A 20496-nucleotide genomic window follows, 5' to 3' on the forward strand; every position below is an offset into this window, starting at 1 on the left:
CGACGAGGTTTGCCGCGCGGGAAGGGTCCACCACGAGCGGAAGCAGCCATTCCGCGCGCTGAATTCCGTACGACCGACCGAACCGCGCGACGAATCACCAGGTCAGCGGGGTGCCGGGGAGATGCCCGGCACCATGCCCCGACGACGACGAAATCCGTGTATGACACACCTCGGTACGAGGACGGCTCACACAGATGAGGGATCACCGCTCGGCCGAATGATCCATACGCAGTGGATCAGTGGTTCGATCACGCGAAGTGGACGCCGCGGACGGGCGGGCTCAGGCGAGCGCGACGAGGTCCGCGTAGTCCTGGCCCCACAGGTCCTCGACGCCGTCCGGCAGCAGGATGATCCGCTCCGGCTGGAGGGCCTCGACCGCGCCCTCGTCGTGGGTGACGAGGACGACCGCGCCCTTGTAGGTGCGCAGGGCGCCGAGGATCTCCTCGCGGCTGGCCGGGTCGAGGTTGTTGGTGGGCTCGTCGAGCAGCAGGACGTTGGCCGAGGAGACGACGAGGGTCGCGAGCGCGAGGCGGGTCTTCTCGCCGCCGGAGAGCACACCCGCCGGCTTGTCGACGTCGTCGCCGGAGAAGAGGAACGAGCCGAGCGTCTTGCGCACCTCGACGAGGTCGAGGTCGGGGGCGGCCGAGCGCATGTTCTCCAGGACCGTGCGCTCGGGGTCCAGGGTCTCGTGCTCCTGGGCGTAGTACCCGAGCTTGAGGCCGTGGCCCTCGATGACCTGGCCCGTGTCGGGCTTCTCGGCGCCGCCGAGCAGCCGCAGCAGGGTGGTCTTGCCCGCGCCGTTGAGGCCGAGGATGACCACGCGCGAGCCCTTGTCGATCGCGAGGTCGACGTCGGTGAAGATCTCCAGCGAGCCGTACGACTTCGACAGGCCCTCGGCCATCAGCGGCGTCTTGCCGCACGGCGAGGGCTCGGGGAAGCGGAGCTTGGCGACCTTGTCGGACTTCCGCTCGGCCTCCAGGCCGGCGAGCAGCTTGTCCGCGCGGCGGGCCATGTTCTGGGCGGCGACGGTCTTGGTGGCCTTCGCGCGCATCTTGTCGGCCTGCGAGTGCAGGGCGGACGCCTTCTTCTCGGCGTTCTGCCGCTCGCGCTTGCGGCGCTTCTCGTCGGACTCGCGCTGCTGCTGGTAGAGCTTCCAGCCCATGTTGTAGACGTCGATCGCGGAGCGGTTGGCGTCGAGGTAGAAGACCTTGTTGACGACCGTCTCGACGAGGTCGACGTCGTGGGAGATCACGATGAAGCCGCCGCGGTACGTCTTGAGGTAGTCGCGCAGCCAGACGATCGAGTCGGCGTCGAGGTGGTTGGTCGGCTCGTCGAGCAGGAGCGTGTCGGCGTCCGAGAAGAGGATGCGGGCCAGCTCGATACGGCGGCGCTGACCACCGGAGAGCGTGTGCAGGGGCTGGCCGAGCACGCGGTCGGGGAGGTTGAGCGCGGCGGCGATGGTGGCGGCCTCGGCCTCGGCGGCGTACCCGCCCTTGGTGAGGAACTCCGTCTCCTGGCGCTCGTACTGCTTCATGGCCTTGTCGCGCGTCGAGCCCTGGCCGTTCGCGATGCGCTGTTCGTTCTCGCGCATCTTGCGGATCAGGGTGTCGAGGCCGCGCGCGGAGAGGATGCGGTCGCGGGCGAGGACGTCGAGGTCGCCGGTGCGGGGGTCCTGCGGGAGGTAGCCGACCTCGCCGGAACGGGAGATCGTGCCGCCGGCGGGGATGCCCTCACCCGCGAGGCACTTGGTGAGGGTGGTCTTGCCCGCGCCGTTGCGGCCGACGAGACCGATGCGGTCGCCCTTCGCGATGCGGAAGGAGGCGTTCTCGATGAGGATGCGGGCGCCGGCGCGCAGCTCGATGCCGGAAGCGGTGATCACGGGGGGTACTCCTGAACAGGGTGGACGGCGAGAGGGACGACTGGTTGCTCGGGGCCGGTGTCTACGCCGTCCAACTGAGAAGAGGAGCTGCCATGGCAGCCATTCTAACGGGCGAGCGCAACTAGTTTTCTGGGCTGCCGCCGCCCGCGCCCGCCCCCGCACCGCGCTCCGGGTCGCCGTTGCCCAGCGGGGTGCGGCCGGGAACGATCCTGCCGAGGTCGTCCACCGCCACGACCTGCGCCGTCCAGGACGCGGCGGTGCCCGCGCAGGGCTGGGCGACCAGGAGGGCGCCGTCCCGGTGCAGCGAGCGGGCCGGTGCGAAGGCGCAGCCGCGGCGGGCGGGCAGGACCCAGCGCAGGTCGCCGTCAGCGGTGCGGTAGGCGGCGATGCGGCGCGGGGTGATGACGGCCAGCATGCCGGCCCCGGGCGTCAGCGGCCGCAGCACTCCGGTGCCGCCGCGCGCGGCCGGGGTGCGGAGCCAGCCGGCGCTCTCGGGGATCGCCCGGTGCCAGCGCACGGAGCCGCCGCCGTCGCGCTCGGTGTCGGTGACCAGGCCGTCGCTCCAGAGCGTGAAGGCGTGGCCGGGCGCGGCGAGCACGGTGAGGGGCCGCCGCCCTTCCCGCGTGTACGTCCAGCGGGGCGCGCCGCTCTGCGGTTCGTATGCCTGGACGGCGCGGCCCCTGATCCGCAGGGCCGGTGCCGGGCCGGGATCGGCGCCCGGTACGCGCGCGTGGGCGACGAGGCGGTCTCCGTAAGGAGCGGGCCGTGAGTGGTGGGCGGCGGTGATGAGCGGCAGGGCGAGCAGCGCGAGGGCTACGGGGAGGGCGATGCGGGTGCGGGTGTTCTTGCGGGTTGGGGGCCGGGGCGCTGTCCCGTAGGGCTCTGCGGGCGTGGCGGTCGGCTCGGTCGGCAGAGCGGACATGACGCCCCCCTTCGGTACCGCTACCCCAGATCAGGCGCTCAGGCGCAGAGCGTAACGGCGGGGCTCCGGACGGCCGTGGCCCCGCCGGTACGACACGACGCGGGGAAGGGTCCGCGTCCCCCGTTCGGACCTCCGTCCGGCGCCCCGTGGAGGCGGGCGTACCAGGATGAAGTGGCCGGGAGTCCCGGTGCGGGGCGGCGCGTGCCGTCCCGGTGAGGTGAAGGGGTGCGCCCATGCAGTTCGACGACGACGCGGGCCTGGACACCTCCGAGGTGCAGGACGTGCGCGGCAGCCGCATCCCCGGCGGCCGGGCGACCGTGGGCGGCGGCATCGCCGGGCTCATCGCGCTGGTGCTGGGCCTCTTCTTCGGCGTGGGGCCGGATCAGCTGGGCCTCTCCTCCGGTGACGAGGAGCCCGAGGCCTCCTCGTCGTCCCTCGCGCAGGTGCAGCAGAGCTGCCGCACGGGGCGGGACGCCAACACCAAGGACGACTGCCGCATCGTGGCGGTGGTCAACAGCGTGCAGGACTTCTGGCGCCCGGAGTTCCAGCGCAGGCGGGCCGCGTACTCCCCCGCGACGACCGTCCTGTTCACCAGCCGCGTGGGCACCGCCTGCGGGACGGCCACCTCGGCGGTCGGGCCGTTCTACTGCCCGGGCGACCGGAAGGTCTATCTGGACCTCGGCTTCTTCGACGAGCTGCGCACGAAGTTCGGCTCCACGGGCGGCCCCTTCGCGCAGGCGTACGTGGTGGCCCACGAGTACGGGCACCACGTCCAGAACCTGGCGGGCACCCTGAGGCGCTCCCAGGACGGGCGCACGGGCCGCGACAGCAATGCCGTGCGGGTCGAGTTGCAGGCGGACTGCTACGCCGGGGTCTGGGCGCGGCACGCGACCCGCAGTCCGGACGAGCGCACGGGCAAGCCGCTGATCAGCAGCCTCGACGAGGCGGACATCCAGGACGGCCTGGACGCGGCGGCCGCGGTGGGCGACGACCGGATTCAGGAGAAGTTCCAGGGCCGCGTCACCCCCGAGACCTGGACGCACGGCTCCGCCGAGCAGCGCCGGCAGTGGTTCTACCAGGGCTACCGCACGGGCGACATGGGGCGGTGCGACACCTTCCGCTGAGCCGCCCGGACCCCCCGGTGCGGCACGACCTGATCGGAGTGATCGGCATGGCAGACCATCGGAACGGGCGGCCGAGCGTCTTCCCGACCCTGCTGTACGCGGACGCGAAAGCCGCGGTGAAGCAGCTGACGGAGGCCTTCGGCTTCACCGAACTGCATGTGTACGAGACCGAGGACGGCGGCGTCGCGCACGCCGAACTCGCCCAGGGCAACGGCATGGTGATGCTCGGCTCCAAGGGCACGGGCGGTGTCTTCGACCGGGCGATGAAGGGCGCGGGCCCGTGCGGGGTGTACGTCGTCGTGGACGACGTCGACGCCCACCACCGGAGGGCCGTGGAGCACGGCGCGGAGATCCTGATGGCCCCGACCGACCAGGACTACGGCTCGCGGGACTACATGGCGCGGGACGCCGAGGGCAACGTATGGAGTTTTGGTACGTACGCCCCCGGGACCGCCGGGGGCTGACGCTCACTCCCCGCCGGTGTGCACCTGGAAGGCGGCGCGGCGCACCGCCCTGGCGAGCGCCGGGTCGGGGTGGGCGGCGGCGAGGGCGACCAGGACCTGGACGGTGCGGGGGTGGCCCGCGCGACGCACCTCGTCGAGGAGGGCGGGCACGGTGGGCTGGACCGCCGACTCCAGGTGGCGGACGAGGAGTTGGCCCTCGCCGTGGTCCGCGACGGCCGCCGCGGTGTCGATCCACAGCCACGTGGACTCCTCGCGGCTCAGCACGAGGTGGACGTCCTCGGGGTCGGCGCCCTCCTGCTCGGCCAGCCACAGCAGGGCGTAGGGGCGCAGGGACGGCTCGTCGACGACGGCTCTGACCTCCGCCTCGGCCGGGGCGCCGACGACGCGCAGGGCTTCGAAAGCCAGGCCGCGCAGCAGGGCGTCCTCGCCGCGGGCGGCGGTGAGCAGCTCGGTGACGGCGCTGCCGACGGGGCGGGCGGCGAGCCAGGCGCGGTACTCGGCGCGGGCCGCGTTGGGACGCAGGCGGGCACAGCCGCGGAGCATGTCCTCGGCGGACTGCTCGATGTGTCCTGCGGGGCTCTGCGCGGCGACGCAGATCTGCTCCAGCTTGACCCAGACCGCCCAGCTGCCGAGCGGGGTGAGGGTGGCGTGGCCGTCGGCGTAGGTCAGCGCGCCGACGGCGGCGAGGCCGTGCAGCGCCCAGTCGAGGAGGACGGGCAGCGGCGGCGCCTCTTCGAGGTGGTCGGCCGGGGTCTCCGGCTGGGGCCCGTAGGGGATCTCGCAGCGCTCGGTGCGCAGTTCCGTGACGCGCTGGTCCAGGAGGTCGAGCAGCTGCGGCACGGGGACGGGGCCCGCCGACAGCTGGAGGAAGGAGAGGACCTGCGGCATGGCCTCGACGACCTCGGCGACCGCGGCGGGCGCGAGCGCGTCCGGCGCCGGGTGGGCCAGCGACCAGGCGTCGAAGAGCGCGACCCAGCCGCGCAGCACGGCGCTGTCGTCGCGGTCCCAGGCGCGCAGCCGCCAGCCGGGGCGGGCGCGGTCGCCGTGCACCTCGACGAGGCCGGCGAGGCGGGCGGTGTCCCAGTCGGCGCGGACCTGAGCGGCGGTCAGGCCCAGTTCGGCGGCGGCGCGTTCGGCGGTGGCGTCGGAGAGGGTGCCCTTGCCGTCGGGGCTCCCTCCGGTGCTGCCGGGTCCGGGCCGCAGGGCGGCGTCGGCCCAGCGGGCGACCCGCGCGGCGTCGGCGAGACCGGCGCGCGCCGCCCGGGCCAGCTCCGGGCGCGCCGGGGTGCCCTCGGGGGGACGGGGCGCGGGACGGCGCGCGCGGCGGTTGCCCATCGCGCCGGGGGTGGCGGAGAGGGGTCGCGCTGGGTCGCGGTGGGGCTCTCCTCGCTTCTCGGCCCTCGGGTAGGGCGCGCGGACAAGTCGGAGCCTGGAGTCGCGCGGGGTACGGGACGTCACGGGGAGCAGTCTTCCTGTTGACGGTCCGAAAACCCAAACGGAATGACGGCGGCGGCCTTTCGGGGGCGGCGCGAGGGGGCGCGCGGGGCCGTGCGTCAGGGGTCGCGTGCGGTCACATCAGGGGGGTGAGGAAGCGGCGCAGCGCCTCTTCGTAACCGGCCGGGTCGGCGTTCCACATGGCGGCGTGGGGGGCGCCGGGGACGGCGCGCAACGTGACCAGTTCGGGGCGCTGTTCGGCCAGTCGCCGGGAGAGGGCCCAGGGGGCGACGGCGTCGTCGGGGCCGTGCAGGACGAGGGTGGGCACCCGCAGCAGCGCGGGGTCGGCGGCCGCGCGGGTGCGCTCGCCGCGCAGACCGGTGCGTCCCTGGGCCGCGCGGACCGCAAGCGGAAGGAGCGGTCCGGGGGTGCGGCGGGCCACGGCGAGGGCCCGGAGGGTGGTCTCCCAGTTCAGCACCGGGGAGTCGAGGACGAGACCGCGTACGTGGTCGCGCAGCGCCGAGTGGGCGGCGGCGTGCAGGCACATGGTGGCGCCGGTGGACCAGCCGTGGAGGATGACGTTCCGGGCGCCGTGGCGCACGGCGTGGCGGATGGCGGCGTCCAGGTCGCGCCACTCGGTCTCGCCGAGGTGGCCGAGGCCGTCGGCGGAGCGGGGCGCGCCGGGGTCGCCGCGGTAGGCGAGGTCGAGCACGGGCAGCCGCAGGCGGCGCAGGAAGTCCATGACGACCATCGGGTGCTCGCGGGTGGCGCCCAGGCCGTGCACGGTGATGACCCAGGTGTCGCGCATGTCGGGCACGAACCAGGCGGGCAGGGGGCCGAGTTCACCGGGGATGGAGACGTCGATGTGGTCGATGCCGAGCGCGGTGGAGGGGTCGCCGATGTGGACCTGCGGGGTGAGCCAGACCTTCGCGCCGGGCTCCAGGGTGCCGCGGGTGACGGCTTCGAGGCGGCGTACGACCGTGTCGGCCTCGTGCGGCGCGGACTCCAGGACGGGGCCGACGACCGCGTGGGTGCCGTTGCCGCTGAGGCCGTACGTACCGGGGCGCAGGCTGGCGAGGGCGCGGGTCAGGGAGATCCGCCCGTCGCCCGTGGCGTGCACGGTGAGGCGGGGCTCCGACGGCAGGGGGCGGCCCGCCGGGGCCCGGAGGGCGGCGTCGCTGGCGAACCGCCCCGCCGCGACCGCGGCCGCGGCGGTCCCCAGGGCTGCTGTGACTGCGGTGACGGCCGCTGCCGTCGCTTTGGCTGGGCGCACCGTCCCAGTGTCCGCGTCCGGAGGCCCGGCGGCCAGTGGGCGGTGCGCGTGGAGTGACCCGGCGGTGGGGGCGGGCGCCCGTCAGGGCGTCTGCTGCCCGTATCCCCGCAGCTTCTCCTGGGCCTCGCGGAGGCGGGCGGCGGAGAGGAGGGTCGGGGTGTGGCCCGGGACCGAGGTGGCCGTGAGCCACAGGCGGCACATCCACTCCAGTTGCGCCGTGCGGTCGTACGCCTGGGTCAGGGAGTCCCCGTAGGTGACCGTCCCGTGGTTCTGGAGGAGGCAGCCCGTGCGGTCGCTGAGGGCGCGGAGCATGTGGTCGGCCAGTTCCTCGGTGCCGTAGAGCGCGTAGGGGGCGACGCGGACGGGGCCGCCGAGGACGCCCGTCATGTAGTGGACCGCGGGCAGCTCGGGGACGAGCATGGAGACGGCCGTGGCGTGGACCGCGTGGGTGTGGACGACGGCCGTCGCGCCGGTGGTGCGGTAGACGGCGAGGTGCATCGGCAGCTCGCTGGTCGGCGCGAGGCGGCCGAGGACGCGCCGCCCTTCGAGGTCGACGCCGAGCGCGTCCTCGGGCCGCAGCCGGTCGTAGGGGACTCCGCTCGGGGTGACCAGGACGGTGTCGCCGACCCGCACGGAGACGTTGCCCGAGGTGCCGACGACCAGGCCGTCCGTCACCGTCCTGCGGGCCGTCTCGACCAGTTCGCCCCACGCCCGCCCGACGGCGTCCCGCTCCGCGCCCTGCCGCTGCTCAGTCATGGACAGATCCTGCCAGCCGGGGACGCGGCGCCGTAGGCCCCCGGCGCGGCCCGGGCGGGGTGACATGCGTCTCTCGGGGGGCTCGGCCGCCATTCCGCTTGGGGTGCGGGAAGGGGGGTGCGCGAGGGGGCGCGGAAGGGTGGTGGAAGGCGACACTCCGGCTGGATTAGGGGGCTCGCGCCCCCACTCCGTACGATCTCCGACAGACACCTGGTTGATAAGGAGAGGCGGCGCTCCGTTTCGAGTCACCGCGCCGCCCGGCCCAGTTCACTTTCCGTTCACCCAGGTTGCCTACGTTCCACATGCCACTGACGTCCAACAGAAGCCTGGGTAAATGGAACACATCACGCTTCTCCTCGGGATCGTGATCGTCACCGCTCTCGTGTTCGATTTCACGAACGGTTTCCACGACACTGCCAACGCGATGGCGACGACCATCTCGACCGGCGCTCTCAAGCCCAAGACGGCGGTGGCCATGTCCGCCGTGCTGAACCTCGTCGGAGCCTTCCTCTCCGTCGAAGTCGCCAAGACGATCTCAGGCGGGATCGTCAACGAGGACGGCCTCAAGACAGAGGTCATCTTCGCCGCGCTCGTCGGCGCGATCCTCTGGAATCTGCTGACCTGGCTGGTGGGCCTGCCCTCCAGCTCCTCCCACGCCCTCTTCGGCGGCCTCATCGGCGCCGCGGTCATGTCGATGGGCTGGTCGTCGATCAACGGCGGCACCGTCGTCACCAAGGTGCTGATCCCGGCCCTCGCCGCCCCGCTCGTGGCGGGTCTCGCCGCGACGCTGGCGACGCGCCTGACGTACCGCATCGGCCGCAACACCGACACCAAGGCCACCGCCAAGGGCTACCGCGCGGGCCAGATCGCCTCCGCGGGCCTCGTCTCCCTGGCCCACGGCACGAACGACGCGCAGAAGACCATGGGCATCATCACGCTCGCCCTGGTCACCGGCGGTGTCCTCAACCCCGGCGCGAACCCCCCGATGTGGGTCATCGTCTCGGCCGGTGTCGCCATCGCGCTCGGCACCTACCTCGGCGGCTGGCGCATCATCCGCACCATGGGCAGGGGCCTCACCGACCTCCAGCCGCAGCAGGGCTTCGCCGCCCAGACCAGCGCCGCGACGGTGATCCTGGCCTCCTCGCACCTGGGCTTCTCGCTCTCCACCACCCAGTCCTGCTCCGGTGCCGTGATGGGCGCGGGCCTCGGCCGCAAGGGCGGCGTCGTCCGCTGGTCGACCGCGACCCGGATGTTCGTCGCCTGGGGCCTGACCCTGCCGGCCGCCGGTCTGGTCGGCGCGGGCGCCGAGTTCCTCACCAAGCAGGGCCCCTGGGGCGTCGCGGTCACCGCCGCGCTGCTGATCGCCGGCTCGGCCGTCATCTGGGTGCTCTCGCGGCGCAACGCCGTCACCCACACCAACGTCACCGACGACGAGATCCGCGACGACATGACCACGGGCACCGAGCCCGCGGGCGTGGTCACCACCGCGATCGCCGCCGTCCAGCCGCCCCCGGCGGGCCCGCTGGCCACCGTCGGCGCCTCCTCCGACGACCCGGTCAAGGCCACCATCTCGGCCCCGACCACGACCACGACCGGCGCCATGGCGGACCCCGCCCGACCCGCGACGGTGTAAGGACACATCAGCATGAACATCGACTGGGCAGCTCTCGGCTCCGTCTTCGGAGTCAGCCTCGCCGTGACGGTGGCTCTCGTGGGCCTGTTCACCCTCGGCATCATCGGTCTCTCCAAGCAGGAGACGGCGGCCGCGTCCGGCAGCGGCTCCGGCGGCTCCGTGGCGCTGGCGCGCACCGGCGCGTACGCCTGCTTCGCGCTGTGCGCGGCGGCCGTGGCGTACGGCATCTATCTGATCGTCGCCTGACGGCAGGAACCTTTCGGTGGGGTGCGGGACGTGATCACACGTCCCGCACCCCACCGCCGTATGCGGGGTCCTGCCGTGGGGCTCGGCTGTGGGGCTCGGCACACTCTCCCGCCGCAGGTCAACGGCGAGTTGACGGGCGTTCGCGGGGCGTGGTGGACTGCCGGGGCCAACTACGGCGGCAGGAGAGGAAGCCGGTGCGAATCCGGCGCGGTCCCGCCACTGTCACCGGGCAGCCGTCCTCGACGCTCCCGGAAGCCAGGAACTCTCGCCGCCGACACGTCGAACCAGGGCGCGGACACCCTGAGTGAGGACATATCGCCATGCGCGGCCGCCCGTTGCCGGACCTGTTCCCGAGCGTCAGCTCCCTGCCCGGCACGGCGACGGGCTGACCCCGTGAGTGCCGATCGCGACTTCGCGTACGGCGCCGCCGCCGGCCTCCTCGGTGACCTGCTGCTCGGCGATCCCCGCCGGGGCCATCCGGTCGCCGGGTTCGGGCGTGCGGCGGGCGCCGTCGAGCGTGTGCTGTGGCGCGACCACCGCGGGTGGGGCGCGCTGCACGCCGTGGTGTGCGCCGGGGGCGCGGCGGGTGCCGCCGCCCTCGCCGCTTCTCTCGTACGCCGCTCCCCCGCCGCGTCCGTCGCGCTGACCGCCGCCGCGACGTGGGCCGTGGTCGGCGGCACCTCACTCGGCCGGGAGGCGCGGGCCATCGGCGGCGCGCTGGCCGTCGGGGACGTGGACGTGGCCCGGGAGCGGCTCCCGCATCTGTGCGGACGGGACCCGCAGGCGCTGGACTCCGACGGCATCGCGCGCGCCGTCGTCGAGTCCGTCGCCGAGAACACCTCCGACGCGGTCGTCGGGGCGCTGGTGTGGGGGGCCGTCGGCGGGGTGCCGGGGCTCGTCGCCTTCCGCGCCGTGAACACCCTGGACGCCATGGTCGGGCACAAATCGCCCAGGTATCTGCGGTACGGCTGGGCCTCCGCCCGGCTCGACGACGTCCTCGGCTGGCCGGGGGCGCGGCTCACCGCGGGGCTCGCGGCGCTGGCCGGGGGCTCGCCGTCGGGGGCGGTGCGGGCCTGGCGCTCGGACGCCGCCCGGCATCCGAGCCCCAACGCCGGGCCGGTCGAGGCCTCCTTCGCGGGAGCACTCGGCGTACGGCTCGGCGGGACCCTCTCGTACGGCGGGCGGGTCGAGCACCGGCCCGTGCTGAACGCGGCCGGGCGGGACGTGCGCGTGGCGGACATCGAGCGGGCCGTGCGGCTCTCGCGACGGGTGGGCTGGCTGGCGCTGGGCGTCGCGGTGACGGCCCGCCGGGTGCTGCGACGGTCGGCGAAGTCGAGGAGAGACGTATGAGTGGCGGACTGCTGGTCGCCGGGACCACCTCGGACGCCGGGAAGAGCGTCGTGACCGCCGGGATCTGCCGGTGGCTGGTGCGCAAGGGGGTGTCCGTCGCGCCGTTCAAGGCGCAGAACATGTCCCTGAACTCCTTCGTCACCCGCGAGGGCGCCGAGATCGGCCGGGCGCAGGCCATGCAGGCGCAGGCCGCCCGTGTGGAGCCGAGCGCGCTGATGAACCCCGTGCTCCTCAAGCCGGGCAGCGACCGCTCCAGCCAGGTCGTGCTGATGGGCAAGCCGGTGGGCGAGATGAGCGCGCGCGGCTACCACGGGGGACGGCAGGCGGCGCTGCTGGAGACCGTCGTGGGGTGCCTGGAAGAACTCCGGAGCACGTACGACGCCGTGATCTGTGAGGGCGCGGGCAGCCCCGCCGAGATCAATCTGCGGCGCACCGACATCGTGAACATGGGCATCGCGCGGGCCGCCCGCTTCCCCGTCCTGGTGGTCGGGGACATCGACCGGGGCGGGGTGTTCGCCTCCTTCTTCGGGACGACGGCGCTGCTGAGCGCGGCCGACCAGGAGCTGGTCGCGGGCTACCTGGTCAACAAGTTCCGGGGCGACGTCTCGCTCCTCGAACCGGGTCTCGACATGCTGTACGAGCTGACCGGGCGCCGCACGTTCGGTGTGCTGCCCTTCCGGCACGGGCTCGGCATCGACGAGGAGGACGGCCTGCGGGTCTCGCTGCGGGGTGCCGTGCGCGAGTCCGTGGTGGCGCCGCCGGTCGGCGAGGACGTGCTCCGGGTCGCCGTGTGCGCGGTGCCGCTGATGTCCAACTTCACGGACGTGGACGCGCTGGCCGCCGAACCGGGTGTCGTCGTGCGGTTCGTGGACCGGGCCGAGGAACTCGTCGACGCGGACCTCGTCGTCGTACCGGGAACCCGTGGGACCGTACGGGCGCTCCAGTGGCTGCGGGAGCGCGGGCTCGCCGACGCCCTCGTGCGCCGCGCGGCCGAGGGGCGGCCGGTGCTCGGGATCTGCGGCGGCTTCCAGGCCCTCGGCGAGCACATCGAGGACGAGGTCGAGTCGCGCGCGGGCTCCGTGGAGGGGCTCGGGCTGCTGCCGGTGCGGGTGCGGTTCGCCCGCGAGAAGACCCTGGCACGGCCGGTGGGCGAGGCCCTGGGCGAGCCGGTCGAGGGGTACGAGATCCACCACGGCGTCGCCGAGGTCCTGGGCGGGGAGCCGTTCCTGGACGGCTGCCGGGTCGGCGAGGTGTGGGGCACGCACTGGCACGGGTCGCTGGAGAGCGACGCGTTCCGGCGCCGGTTCCTCACCGAGGTGGCACGCGCGGCCGGCCGCCGCTTCGTGCCCGCGCCCGACACCGGCTTCGCCGCCCTGCGCGAGGCGCAGCTCGACCTGCTGGGCGACCTGATCGAAGAACACGCGGACACGGACGGGCTGCTGCGCCTGATCGAGAAGGGGGCGCCGGCCGGGCTGCCCTTCATCGCTCCCGGCGCGCCGTCGGCGTCACCGGAACGTGCCAAGGAGGCCCTGTGAGTACCCCGTACCCGTTCACCGCCCTTGTCGGCCAGGACGACCTGCGGCTCGCGCTGCTGCTCAACGCCGTATCGCCCGCCGTCGGCGGCGTGCTCGTACGAGGGGAGAAGGGCACCGCCAAGTCCACCGCCGTGCGCGCCCTGTCGGCGCTCCTGCCGGAGGTGCCGGTCGTCGCGGGGTGCCGCTTCTCGTGCGACCCGGCGGCGCCCGACGCGAACTGCCCCGACGGCCCCCATGAGGCGGGCGGCGCCACCGCGCGCCCCGCGCGCATGGTGGAACTGCCCGTCGGCGCCTCCGAGGACCGGCTCGTCGGCGCCCTCGACATCGAGCGGGCGCTCGCGGAGGGCGTGAAGGCCTTCGAACCGGGCCTGCTCGCGGACGCGCACCGGGGCATCCTCTACGTCGACGAGGTCAACCTCCTCCACGACCACTTGGTCGACCTCCTCCTGGACGCCGCCGCGATGGGCGCCTCGTACGTCGAGCGCGAAGGCGTGTCCGTGCGGCACGCCGCCCGCTTCCTGCTGGTCGGCACCATGAACCCCGAGGAGGGCGAGCTGCGGCCGCAGCTGCTCGACCGGTTCGGGCTCACCGTCGAGGTGGCCGCCTCCCGCGAGACCGACCAGCGCGTGGAGGTCGTGCGGCGGCGGCTGGCGTACGACGACGCCCCCGAGGCCTTCGCGGCCCGCTTCGCCGAGGACGAGGCGGCGCTCCGGGAGCGGGTGGTCGCGGCGCGGGCGCTGCTGCCCCAGGTGAACCTGGGCGACGGCGCGTTGCGGCAGATCGCGGCGACGTGCGCGGCGTTCGAGGTCGACGGGATGCGGGCCGACATCGTCATGGCGCGCACGGCGACCGCGCTGGCCGCCTGGGCGGGGCGTACGGAGGTGGAGAGCGAGGACGTGCGGCAGGCCGCGCTGCTCGCGCTGCCGCACCGCAGGCGCCGCAACCCCTTCGACGCGCCGGGGCTGGACGAGGACAAGCTCGACGAGACGCTGGAGGAGGCACGCGACGACGCGGCTTCCGAGGCGCCCGAGCCTCCTGAGGACGACCCCGATGGCGGCGGCCCCGGCGACGGCGGCGGGGGCCAGCCCCCGCAGGGCGGCGGCCCCGACACCCCCGATCTCCCCTCCCAGCAGCAGGGCCCCGGCTCGGACGACGCACCGGCGGCCCCTCAGGAACCGGCCCGGACCGCGGGCCCCGGAGCCGGCGAGCAGCAGGCGGTACGCGCCGCCGAGCCGTTCCGCACGAAGATGCTGAGCGTGCCCGGCATCGGCGAGGGCGCGGCCGGGCGGCGCTCGCGTGCCCGTACCGAGCACGGCCGTACGACGGGTTCGCGGCGGCCGCAAGGGGCGCTGACCAAGCTGCACTTGGCGGCGACCGTGCAGGCCGCCGCCCCGCATCAGAAGGCCCGGGGGCGTTCCGGCGCCGGGCTCGTCGTACGCCGTGACGACCTGCGGCAGGCGACCCGGGAGGGCCGCGAGGGCAACCTCGTGCTGTTCGTCGTGGACGCCTCCGGGTCGATGGCGGCGCGGCAGCGGATGAGCGCCGTCAAGGGCGCCGTGCTCTCCCTCCTCCTGGACGCCTACCAGCGGCGCGACAAGGTGGGCCTGGTGACGTTCCGGGGCAAGGACGCCGAGGTGGCGCTGCCGCCGACGTCGTCGGTGGACGCGGCGGCCGCCCGCCTCGAATCGCTGCCGACGGGCGGCCGTACGCCGCTGGCCGCGGGACTGCTGAAGGCGCACGACGTGTTGCGCGTGGAGCGGCTGCGCGATGCCGCGCGGCGGCCGCTGGTGGTCGTGGTGACGGACGGCCGGGCCACGGGCGGCGTGGAGCCGGTGGCGCGGGCGGGACGCGCGGCACGGCTGTTCGCCGCCGAGGGGGTCGCCTCCGTGGTCGTGGACTGCGAGTCGGGTTACGTGCGCCTCGGTCTCGCCGCCCAGTTGGCGGGCGAGCTGGGCGGCACCGCCGTGACGCTCGACGAGCTGCGGGCGGACTCGATCGCCGGGCTCGTCAAGAACGTACAGGGAATGAACTCGCCTTCCAGGAGGGCCGCTTAATGCCGCAGGGACAGCCGAGTGTCGTACCGGACGACGGACTCACGACGCGTCAGCGCCGCAACCGTCCGCTCGTCTTCGTGCACACGGGCATCGGCAAGGGCAAGTCGACGGCCGCCTTCGGGCTCGCGCTGCGGGCCTGGAACCAGGGGTGGCCGGTCGGTGTGTTCCAGTTCGTGAAGTCGGCGAAGTGGAAGGTCGGCGAGGAGAACGCGCTGAAGGTGCTCGGCGCCTCCGGTGAGGGCGGCACGGTCGCCTGGCACAAGATGGGCGAGGGCTGGTCGTGGATTCAGCGGGCGCCCGCCGAGGGCGAGTCGACCAACGAGGACAAGGCGCGCGAGGGCTGGGAGCAGGTCAAGCGGGACCTCGCGGCGGAGACGTACAAGCTGTACGTGCTCGACGAGTTCGCGTACCCGATGCACTGGGGCTGGATCGACACCGACGAGGTCGTGGAGGTCCTGCGTGACCGCCCCGGCACGCAGCACGTGGTCATCACCGGCCGCAACGCGCCGCAGAAGCTGATCGACTTCGCCGACCTGGTGACCGACATGTCCAAGGTCAAGCACCCGATGGACGCCGGCCAGAAGGGCCAGAGGGGCATCGAGTGGTAGCTCGTCTCGTCATCGCGGCGCCGTCGTCGGGCAGCGGCAAGACGACCGTCGCGACGGGCCTGATGGCCGCCTTCACGGCGGCCGGGCTCGCCGTCTCCCCGCACAAGGTCGGGCCCGACTACATCGACCCCGGCTATCACGCGCTGGCGACCGGCCGCCCCGGCCGGAACCTCGACGCGTACCTGTGCGGCCCGGACCTGATCGCGCCGCTGTTCGCGCACGGGTCGGCCGGGTGCGATCTCGCCGTGGTCGAGGGCGTGATGGGGATGTACGACGGGGCCGCCGGGCAGGGCGAACTGGCCTCCACCGCGCACGTCGCGAAGCTGCTGCGGGCGCCGGTCGTCCTGGTCGTCGACGCGTCGTCGCAGTCGCGTTCGGTGGCGGCGCTGGTGCACGGCTTCGCCTCGTGGGACCCCGAGGTGCGGGTCGCGGGCGTGATCCTCAACAAGGTCGGCTCGGACCGGCACGAGACGCTGCTCCGGGAGGCGCTGGAGGAGTCCGGCGTGCCGGTCCTGGGCGCGCTGCGCCGGGTGCGCCAAGTGCGGGCGCCCTCACGCCACTTGGGTCTGGTGCCGGTCGCGGAGCGGCAGGCGGAGGCGGTGGAGTCCGTCGCCGCGCTGGCCGCGCAGGTGCGGGAGGGGTGCGACCTGGAGGCGCTGCTCGCGCTGGCCCGCGGCGCGCCGTCGCTGCCGGGCGGGGCGTGGGACCCCGGCGCGGTACCGGCACCGGCTTCGGCCGCCGGACGCGCGCCCCGTGTCGCCGTCGCCGGTGGCGCGGCCTTCACCTTCTCCTACGTCGAGCACACGGAGCTGCTCACGGCGGCCGGGGCCGAGGTCGTGCCCTTCGACCCGCTGCGCGACGAGCGGCTGCCGGACGGCACGGCCGGTCTGGTCATCGGCGGCGGCTTCCCCGAGGTGTACGCGCCCGAGCTGTCCGCCAACCAACCGCTGCGCGCGGCCGTGGCGGAGCTGGCGCGCTCCGGGGCGCCCGTGGCCGCGGAGTGCGCGGGGCTGCTGTATCTCGCCCGTGAGCTGGACGGCAAGCCGATGTGCGGGGTCCTGGACGCCGAGGCGCGGATGTCGGAGCGGCTGACGCTCGGGTACCGCGAGGCGGTCGCCGTGTCGGACAGCGTGCTCGCGGCGGCGGGGACGCGCACGCGGGGCCACGAGTTCCACCGCACGGTCGTCGAGCCAGGGGCGGGTCCGGCCCCCGCCTGGGGCCTGCACGCGCCGGAGCGCCGCGTCGAGGGCTTCGTACAGGGGAACGTGCACGCCAGTTACCTGCACACCCACTGGGCCGCGCGCCCGGAGGTGGCGCGCCGCTTCGTCGACCGATGCACGGCGTGAACACCGCGCGGCGCCGCTCACTCGGCGACGCCCACCACCAGCCAGATGAACCCCACGCCCGCCACCGTGCACAGCAGCGTCGAGCGGGCGGGGTGGTCGTGGTGCGCCTCGGGCAGGATCTCGGCCGCCGCGAGGTACAGCAGCGCCCCGCCGAAGAACCCGAGATAGGCGCCGAGCAGCTGTTCCGGGATGGTGAGGAGCAGGGTGGAGGCGGCGCCGACCACCGGGGCCACCGCGTCCGCGAAGAGCATCGCGAGGGCCTTGCGGCGGGCGTTCCCGTACAGGCTGGTGATCGTGTACGTGTTGAAGCCGTCCGCGAAGTCATGGGCGACGACGGCGAGCGCCACGGCCGCGCCCATGCCGCCGCCCACCTGGAAGGCGGCGCCGATGGCGACGCCGTCCATGACGCTGTGCCCGACCATCGCGGCGGCGGCCGTGAGCCCCACCTGGGGCACTCGCCCATGGTTGTGCTCGTCGGCGCCGTGAGCGGCCTGCCGTCCCGCGAGGAGGCGCTCCACGAGGTGGGCGACGAGGAAGCCGCCGACGAACAGGAGCAGCGCCTCCGGTACGCCGAAGACGGGCCGCCCGGCGGCTTCCAGGGCCTCCGGCAGCAGGTCGAGGCCGACGACGCCGAGCATCAGGCCGCCGGCGAGGCCGAGGACGAGGTGGCGCCGGTCGGTGACCCGCTGGGCCGTCCACCCGCCCACCAGGGTCATGAGAAAGGCGCCGAGCGCCACGAACACCGCCATGGCCCCTTGCTAGCGGATCGTCCCCCGCTCCCGCGCGTCCCGCACCCCGTGTCCCCCCTCCTCGTATGAAAGGACCATTCCATGGCTGACGTCCAGGTGCTCGTCGTGGGCGTCGGCGCCTGCGAGGGCGCGCCCCCGGAGGAGGTGGTCGGGCTCGTCCGGGACGCGGTCCGCGAGGCCGGTGCCCCCGAGGCCGCGGTGGCCGAGCTGGCGACGGTCGACATCAAGGGCGAGGAGCCGGGGATCGTCGAGGCGGCGGCGCGGCTCGGGGTGCCGCTCGTGACGTACTCGGCGGCCGAGCTGGCGGAGGTGACGGTCCCGAACCCGTCCGCGTGGGCCGGTACGGCGGTCGGCACGCCCTCGGTGGCGGAGGCGGCGGCGTTGCGGGGCGGCGGCGAACTCCTCGTACCCAAGCGGAAGTCGGCGCCCGAGGGGCGCCCGCCGATGGTGACGTGCGCGGTCGTACGCCGTGCCGCCGAACACGATCTGCGTCACCACGGGGACGCGGAGGTACGGGACGACGGCGCCGAGCTGACCGACCTGGCCGTGAACGTACGGGCGGATACTCCCCCGGCCTGGCTGAAGCGGGTCATCGCCGAGTCGCTGGACGGTCTGGCGGCGTATCCGGACGGGCGCGGGGCGCGGGAGGCGGTGGCGGCGCGGCACGGTCTTCCCTCGGACCGTGTGCTGCTCACGTCGGGGGCGGCGGAGGCGTTCGTCCTCCTGGCGCGCGCCCTGAAGGTACGTCATCCCGTCGTCGTCCACCCGCAGTTCACGGAGCCGGAGGCGGCGTTGCGGGACGCGGGGCATGTGGTGCGGCGGGTGCTGCTGCGGGAGGAGGACGGGTTCCGTCTCGACCCGGCGGCGGTGCCGGAGGAGGCCGACCTCGTGGTCATCGGCAACCCGACGAACCCCACGTCCGTCCTCCACCCGGCCGCGACGGTCGCGGCGCTCGCCCGGCCGGGGCGGACGCTGGTGGTGGACGAGGCGTTCATGGACGCGGTGCCGGGTGAGCGGGAGGCGCTGGCGGGACGGACGGACGTGCCCGGCCTGGTGGTGCTGCGCAGCCTCACGAAGACGTGGGGCCTCGCGGGGCTCCGCATCGGTTACGTGTTGGCCGCGCCGGACGTGATCTCCGCGCTGGCGGGGGCGCAGCCGCTGTGGCCGGTGTCCACGCCGGCACTGGTGGCGGCGCGGGCCTGCGTGGGGCCGCGGGCGCTGGCGGAGGCGGGGCATGCGGCGCATCGGGGGGCGGCGGACCGGGCGTATCTCCTCGCGGGGCTGGCGGGGCTGGCGTCCTTCGGGGTACGTGTGGTGGGGCCGGCGGAGGGTCCCTTCGTACTGCTCCGTGTGCCCGGCGCGGCGGGGGTGCGGGGCCGGCTGCGCGAGCGGGGGTTCGCGGTGCGGCGGGGCGACACGTTCCCTGGCCTGGGGCCTGACTGGCTCCGCTTGGCGGTCAGGGACCGCGCCACGTCGGACCGCTTCCTGAGGGCACTGAAGGCAACGCTGACCTTTTGACTCCCGGCCGCCCGCCGCTCCGCGCCGGACGTCTCCCACCCATCCGCCCGTTACTCGGCGTCGAGACGTCGGAGTAGGGGCGGCGGGGGTGGTTACCGGGCGCCAAGACGTTGCGGCAGGGAACACGAGCCGACGACGGCCCGCAGGCGCCCCCGTGCCCGAGGGGACGTGGGGGTATGTGCGCGCGGAGCACAGTGGTGGTCATCAGGGTGGCGAAGCAGCGAAGGTCCCGCGCCAAGATGGCGAGCACGGACATACCCCCGCGGCCCCGCCCCCGGACGGCGGGGCGAGGCCACCCCCGGACGGCGAGGCGAACCCACCGCCGAACCCCCGCTCATCCCACCCCCGGACAGCGAGGCGAGCCCGCCCCCGAACCCCCGCGCACCCCCCAGCCCGCTACCCCCGACCGCGTCGGGCCAGTGCCACCCCGCCCGCGCCCGCCAGCAGCAACACCACCGCGCCGCCCGCCACGTACGGCGTCATCGAACTCCCCCCGGTTTCCGCGAGGTTCGCCTCGGAGGCCTTGGGCTGGGTATCGGTGGCAGGCTTCGCCGGCTTCTCCCTCTCTCCCTGCGGCTCAGCCCCGCCTTCCTCCCGCTCACCCGCCGGCGCCGACGCCGGCGCCGAACACCCGGCCCCCGCCAACGTCACCGTCCCCTCCACCTCCGCAACGTTCAGCTTCAAAGGGTTCACCGAGACCTTGAGCTCCAGCGCCGCCGCCACCGCCGTACGCGACGTCGTACGCGTCTGCGACAGGTCCAGCCGCACCTCCCCGACCCCGGGAACCTTGACCTCCGCCGTCTGCCCGGCGGTCAACGTGACCTTCTTGCCGAGCACGGTCACCCCGCCCAGCAGATTCGCCTCGGCGACAGGCCGCTTGCCCGCCTCGCAGACGGCCTTCGAGGTGACCTGCTCGACCTCGACGAGGGAGAGCAACGGCAGCCCCGGCACGTGCACCTTGGCCCGCGCGAGGTTGCTGCGGCCCTCCGCCCGGCCGCCCCGCACGGTCGCCTTGGCCGTGGCCACGTCCGCGCGCAGCACGCTGAACGGCTTTCCGCCGTCGACCGCGTCGAGCCGTGCGGCGAGCGCGGTCTTCTCCGCGCTGCCGGGGGCCCGCACCTCGTTGAGGGCGACCTTGAGCGGGACGTTCACGGTCTTGTTGAGCAGGGAGACGTCGAGCCCGGTCCGCAGCACGACGGCGTCGGCGCTGCCACCGCGGCCCTGGTCACCGCCGGTGGCCTGCGCGGGCCCGGCACCGGCGAGCGCCGCGGGACCGGCGGCGAGGGCGGTGGCGGTGGCCACGACGGCGAGGCGGCGTGCGGGCATGCGGAAGGTGTTGCTGTTCAAGGTGGTGGAACCCCCACAGGAGAGACGGGCCGTCGGCGGGCGCACGCACATGGGGACATCACGACATGGGGACATCACGACGTAGGGACAGCACGTGCGCGCCGAGGGCGTCGTCCTTCATCGACGAAGGACGACGCGGGAATCTTTACGCACTGAGAGTGAACGGGCGGCAACCTGACGTTAGTTCACCCCAAAGGGTGGTTTCCGGCCTTGCTTTCGAATCCCCCGGCACACGCGTTCCCTCGGGCCACTCAAACG

General features: G+C 74.2%; 17 protein-coding genes and 1 riboswitch. Of the genes, 10 read left to right on the forward strand and 7 right to left on the reverse strand.

Annotated features, from left to right (window positions below; translation table 11 throughout):
- Nucleotides 1-280 precede the first annotated feature (280 nt).
- Together abc-f and J2N69_RS07605 are read right to left on the reverse strand one after the other, a co-directional pair.
- On the reverse strand, nt 281-1879 hold the full coding sequence (gene abc-f, locus J2N69_RS07600) for a ribosomal protection-like ABC-F family protein (protein ID WP_127910571.1): 1599 nt from the start codon (nt 1877-1879) through the stop codon (nt 281-283).
- A 121-nt stretch (nt 1880-2000) separates the two neighbouring features.
- Nucleotides 2001-2801 carry a hypothetical protein gene (locus tag J2N69_RS07605; protein ID WP_230900049.1) on the reverse strand — a complete coding sequence of 267 codons (801 nt, stop codon included), beginning with the start codon at nt 2799-2801 and terminating at the stop codon, nt 2001-2003.
- 233 nt (nt 2802-3034) lie between these two features.
- Here J2N69_RS07605 and ypfJ point away from each other — a divergent pair, with 233 nt between their 5' ends.
- On the forward strand, nt 3035-3925 hold the full coding sequence (gene ypfJ, locus J2N69_RS07610; protein WP_230900050.1) for a KPN_02809 family neutral zinc metallopeptidase: 891 nt from the start codon (nt 3035-3037) through the stop codon (nt 3923-3925).
- A gap of 47 nt (nt 3926-3972) precedes the next feature.
- The gene (locus J2N69_RS07615) at nt 3973-4389 is read left to right on the forward strand and encodes a VOC family protein (protein WP_230900051.1); all 417 of its coding nucleotides are present in this window, start codon (nt 3973-3975) and stop codon (nt 4387-4389) included.
- Nucleotides 4390-4392: 3 nt separating this feature from the next.
- Here the strand turns inward: J2N69_RS07615 and J2N69_RS07620 are convergent, their stop codons facing one another.
- The 3 genes from J2N69_RS07620 to J2N69_RS07630 form a co-directional block, all read right to left on the reverse strand.
- A complete protein-coding gene (locus J2N69_RS07620; RefSeq protein WP_230900052.1) occupies nt 4393-5724 on the reverse strand; it encodes a hypothetical protein in 1332 nt (443 codons plus the stop codon).
- 235 nt (nt 5725-5959) lie between these two features.
- Nucleotides 5960-7096 (reverse strand): alpha/beta hydrolase family protein, encoded by a 1137-nt coding sequence (locus J2N69_RS07625; RefSeq protein ID WP_230900053.1) that lies wholly within the window; start codon nt 7094-7096, stop codon nt 5960-5962.
- Nucleotides 7097-7177: 81 nt separating this feature from the next.
- Nucleotides 7178-7852, reverse strand: coding sequence for a class II aldolase/adducin family protein (locus J2N69_RS07630; protein ID WP_230900054.1), 675 nt, complete (start codon nt 7850-7852; stop codon nt 7178-7180).
- Between the two features lie 334 nt (nt 7853-8186).
- Between J2N69_RS07630 and J2N69_RS07635 the strand changes: the two genes are divergently transcribed.
- The 7 genes from J2N69_RS07635 (at nt 8187) to J2N69_RS07665 (ending at nt 16624) form a co-directional block, all read left to right on the forward strand.
- Nucleotides 8187-9485, forward strand: a complete 1299-nt coding sequence (locus J2N69_RS07635) for an inorganic phosphate transporter (RefSeq protein WP_230900055.1) — start codon at nt 8187-8189, stop codon at nt 9483-9485.
- Nucleotides 9486-9497: 12 nt separating this feature from the next.
- Complete coding sequence (locus tag J2N69_RS07640; RefSeq protein ID WP_127912642.1) at nt 9498-9731, forward strand: hypothetical protein; 234 nt, start codon at nt 9498-9500, stop codon at nt 9729-9731.
- 184 nt (nt 9732-9915) lie between these two features.
- Nucleotides 9916-9996: riboswitch (cobalamin riboswitch) on the forward strand.
- A gap of 128 nt (nt 9997-10124) precedes the next feature.
- Nucleotides 10125-11081, forward strand: coding sequence for a cobalamin biosynthesis protein (locus tag J2N69_RS07645; RefSeq protein ID WP_230900056.1), 957 nt, complete (start codon nt 10125-10127; stop codon nt 11079-11081).
- The gene (locus J2N69_RS07650; RefSeq protein ID WP_230900057.1) at nt 11078-12616 is read left to right on the forward strand and encodes a cobyric acid synthase; all 1539 of its coding nucleotides are present in this window, start codon (nt 11078-11080) and stop codon (nt 12614-12616) included. The genes J2N69_RS07645 and J2N69_RS07650 overlap by 4 nt, the downstream gene beginning before the upstream one ends.
- Nucleotides 12613-14670 carry a putative cobaltochelatase gene (locus J2N69_RS07655; protein WP_230900058.1) on the forward strand — a complete coding sequence of 686 codons (2058 nt, stop codon included), beginning with the start codon at nt 12613-12615 and terminating at the stop codon, nt 14668-14670. Before J2N69_RS07650 ends, J2N69_RS07655 begins: the two co-directional genes overlap by 4 nt.
- On the forward strand, nt 14670-15278 hold the full coding sequence (gene cobO, locus J2N69_RS07660; protein ID WP_205037238.1) for a cob(I)yrinic acid a,c-diamide adenosyltransferase: 609 nt from the start codon (nt 14670-14672) through the stop codon (nt 15276-15278). Before J2N69_RS07655 ends, cobO begins: the two co-directional genes overlap by 1 nt.
- Nucleotides 15272-16624, forward strand: coding sequence for a cobyrinate a,c-diamide synthase (locus J2N69_RS07665; protein ID WP_230900059.1), 1353 nt, complete (start codon nt 15272-15274; stop codon nt 16622-16624). The genes cobO and J2N69_RS07665 overlap by 7 nt, the downstream gene beginning before the upstream one ends.
- 17 nt (nt 16625-16641) lie before the next feature.
- On the opposite strand, the gene J2N69_RS07670 is transcribed toward J2N69_RS07665, so the two are convergent.
- A complete protein-coding gene (locus tag J2N69_RS07670; RefSeq protein ID WP_230900060.1) occupies nt 16642-17373 on the reverse strand; it encodes a ZIP family metal transporter in 732 nt (243 codons plus the stop codon).
- An 81-nt stretch (nt 17374-17454) separates the two neighbouring features.
- Between J2N69_RS07670 and cobC the strand changes: the two genes are divergently transcribed.
- Nucleotides 17455-18891, forward strand: a complete 1437-nt coding sequence (cobC, locus tag J2N69_RS07675; protein ID WP_230900061.1) for an Rv2231c family pyridoxal phosphate-dependent protein CobC — start codon at nt 17455-17457, stop codon at nt 18889-18891.
- A gap of 396 nt (nt 18892-19287) precedes the next feature.
- On the opposite strand, the gene J2N69_RS07680 is transcribed toward cobC, so the two are convergent.
- Nucleotides 19288-20238 carry an SCO1860 family LAETG-anchored protein gene (locus tag J2N69_RS07680; protein WP_230900062.1) on the reverse strand — a complete coding sequence of 317 codons (951 nt, stop codon included), beginning with the start codon at nt 20236-20238 and terminating at the stop codon, nt 19288-19290.
- Nucleotides 20239-20496 lie beyond the last annotated feature (258 nt).

It is taken from the genome of Streptomyces huasconensis (assembly GCF_021028635.1).
Lineage (GTDB): Bacteria > Actinomycetota > Actinomycetes > Streptomycetales > Streptomycetaceae > Streptomyces > Streptomyces huasconensis.

Excerpts from the sequence above, each read along its gene's own strand:
- J2N69_RS07605 (WP_230900049.1), bottom strand. The coding sequence starts at position 2,801 with ATGTCCGCTCTGCCGACCGAGCCGACCGCCACGCCCGCAGAGCCCTAC.
- ypfJ (WP_230900050.1), top strand. The coding sequence starts at position 3,035 with ATGCAGTTCGACGACGACGCGGGCCTGGACACCTCCGAGGTGCAGGAC.
- J2N69_RS07615 (WP_230900051.1), top strand. The coding sequence starts at position 3,973 with ATGGCAGACCATCGGAACGGGCGGCCGAGCGTCTTCCCGACCCTGCTG.
- J2N69_RS07620 (WP_230900052.1), bottom strand. The coding sequence starts at position 5,724 with ATGGGCAACCGCCGCGCGCGCCGTCCCGCGCCCCGTCCCCCCGAGGGC.
- J2N69_RS07630 (WP_230900054.1), bottom strand. The coding sequence starts at position 7,852 with ATGACTGAGCAGCGGCAGGGCGCGGAGCGGGACGCCGTCGGGCGGGCG.
- J2N69_RS07635 (WP_230900055.1), top strand. The coding sequence starts at position 8,187 with ATGGAACACATCACGCTTCTCCTCGGGATCGTGATCGTCACCGCTCTC.
- J2N69_RS07640 (WP_127912642.1), top strand. The coding sequence starts at position 9,498 with ATGAACATCGACTGGGCAGCTCTCGGCTCCGTCTTCGGAGTCAGCCTC.
- J2N69_RS07650 (WP_230900057.1), top strand. The coding sequence starts at position 11,078 with ATGAGTGGCGGACTGCTGGTCGCCGGGACCACCTCGGACGCCGGGAAG.
- cobO (WP_205037238.1), top strand. The coding sequence starts at position 14,670 with ATGCCGCAGGGACAGCCGAGTGTCGTACCGGACGACGGACTCACGACG.
- J2N69_RS07670 (WP_230900060.1), bottom strand. The coding sequence starts at position 17,373 with ATGGCGGTGTTCGTGGCGCTCGGCGCCTTTCTCATGACCCTGGTGGGC.
- cobC (WP_230900061.1), top strand. The coding sequence starts at position 17,455 with ATGGCTGACGTCCAGGTGCTCGTCGTGGGCGTCGGCGCCTGCGAGGGC.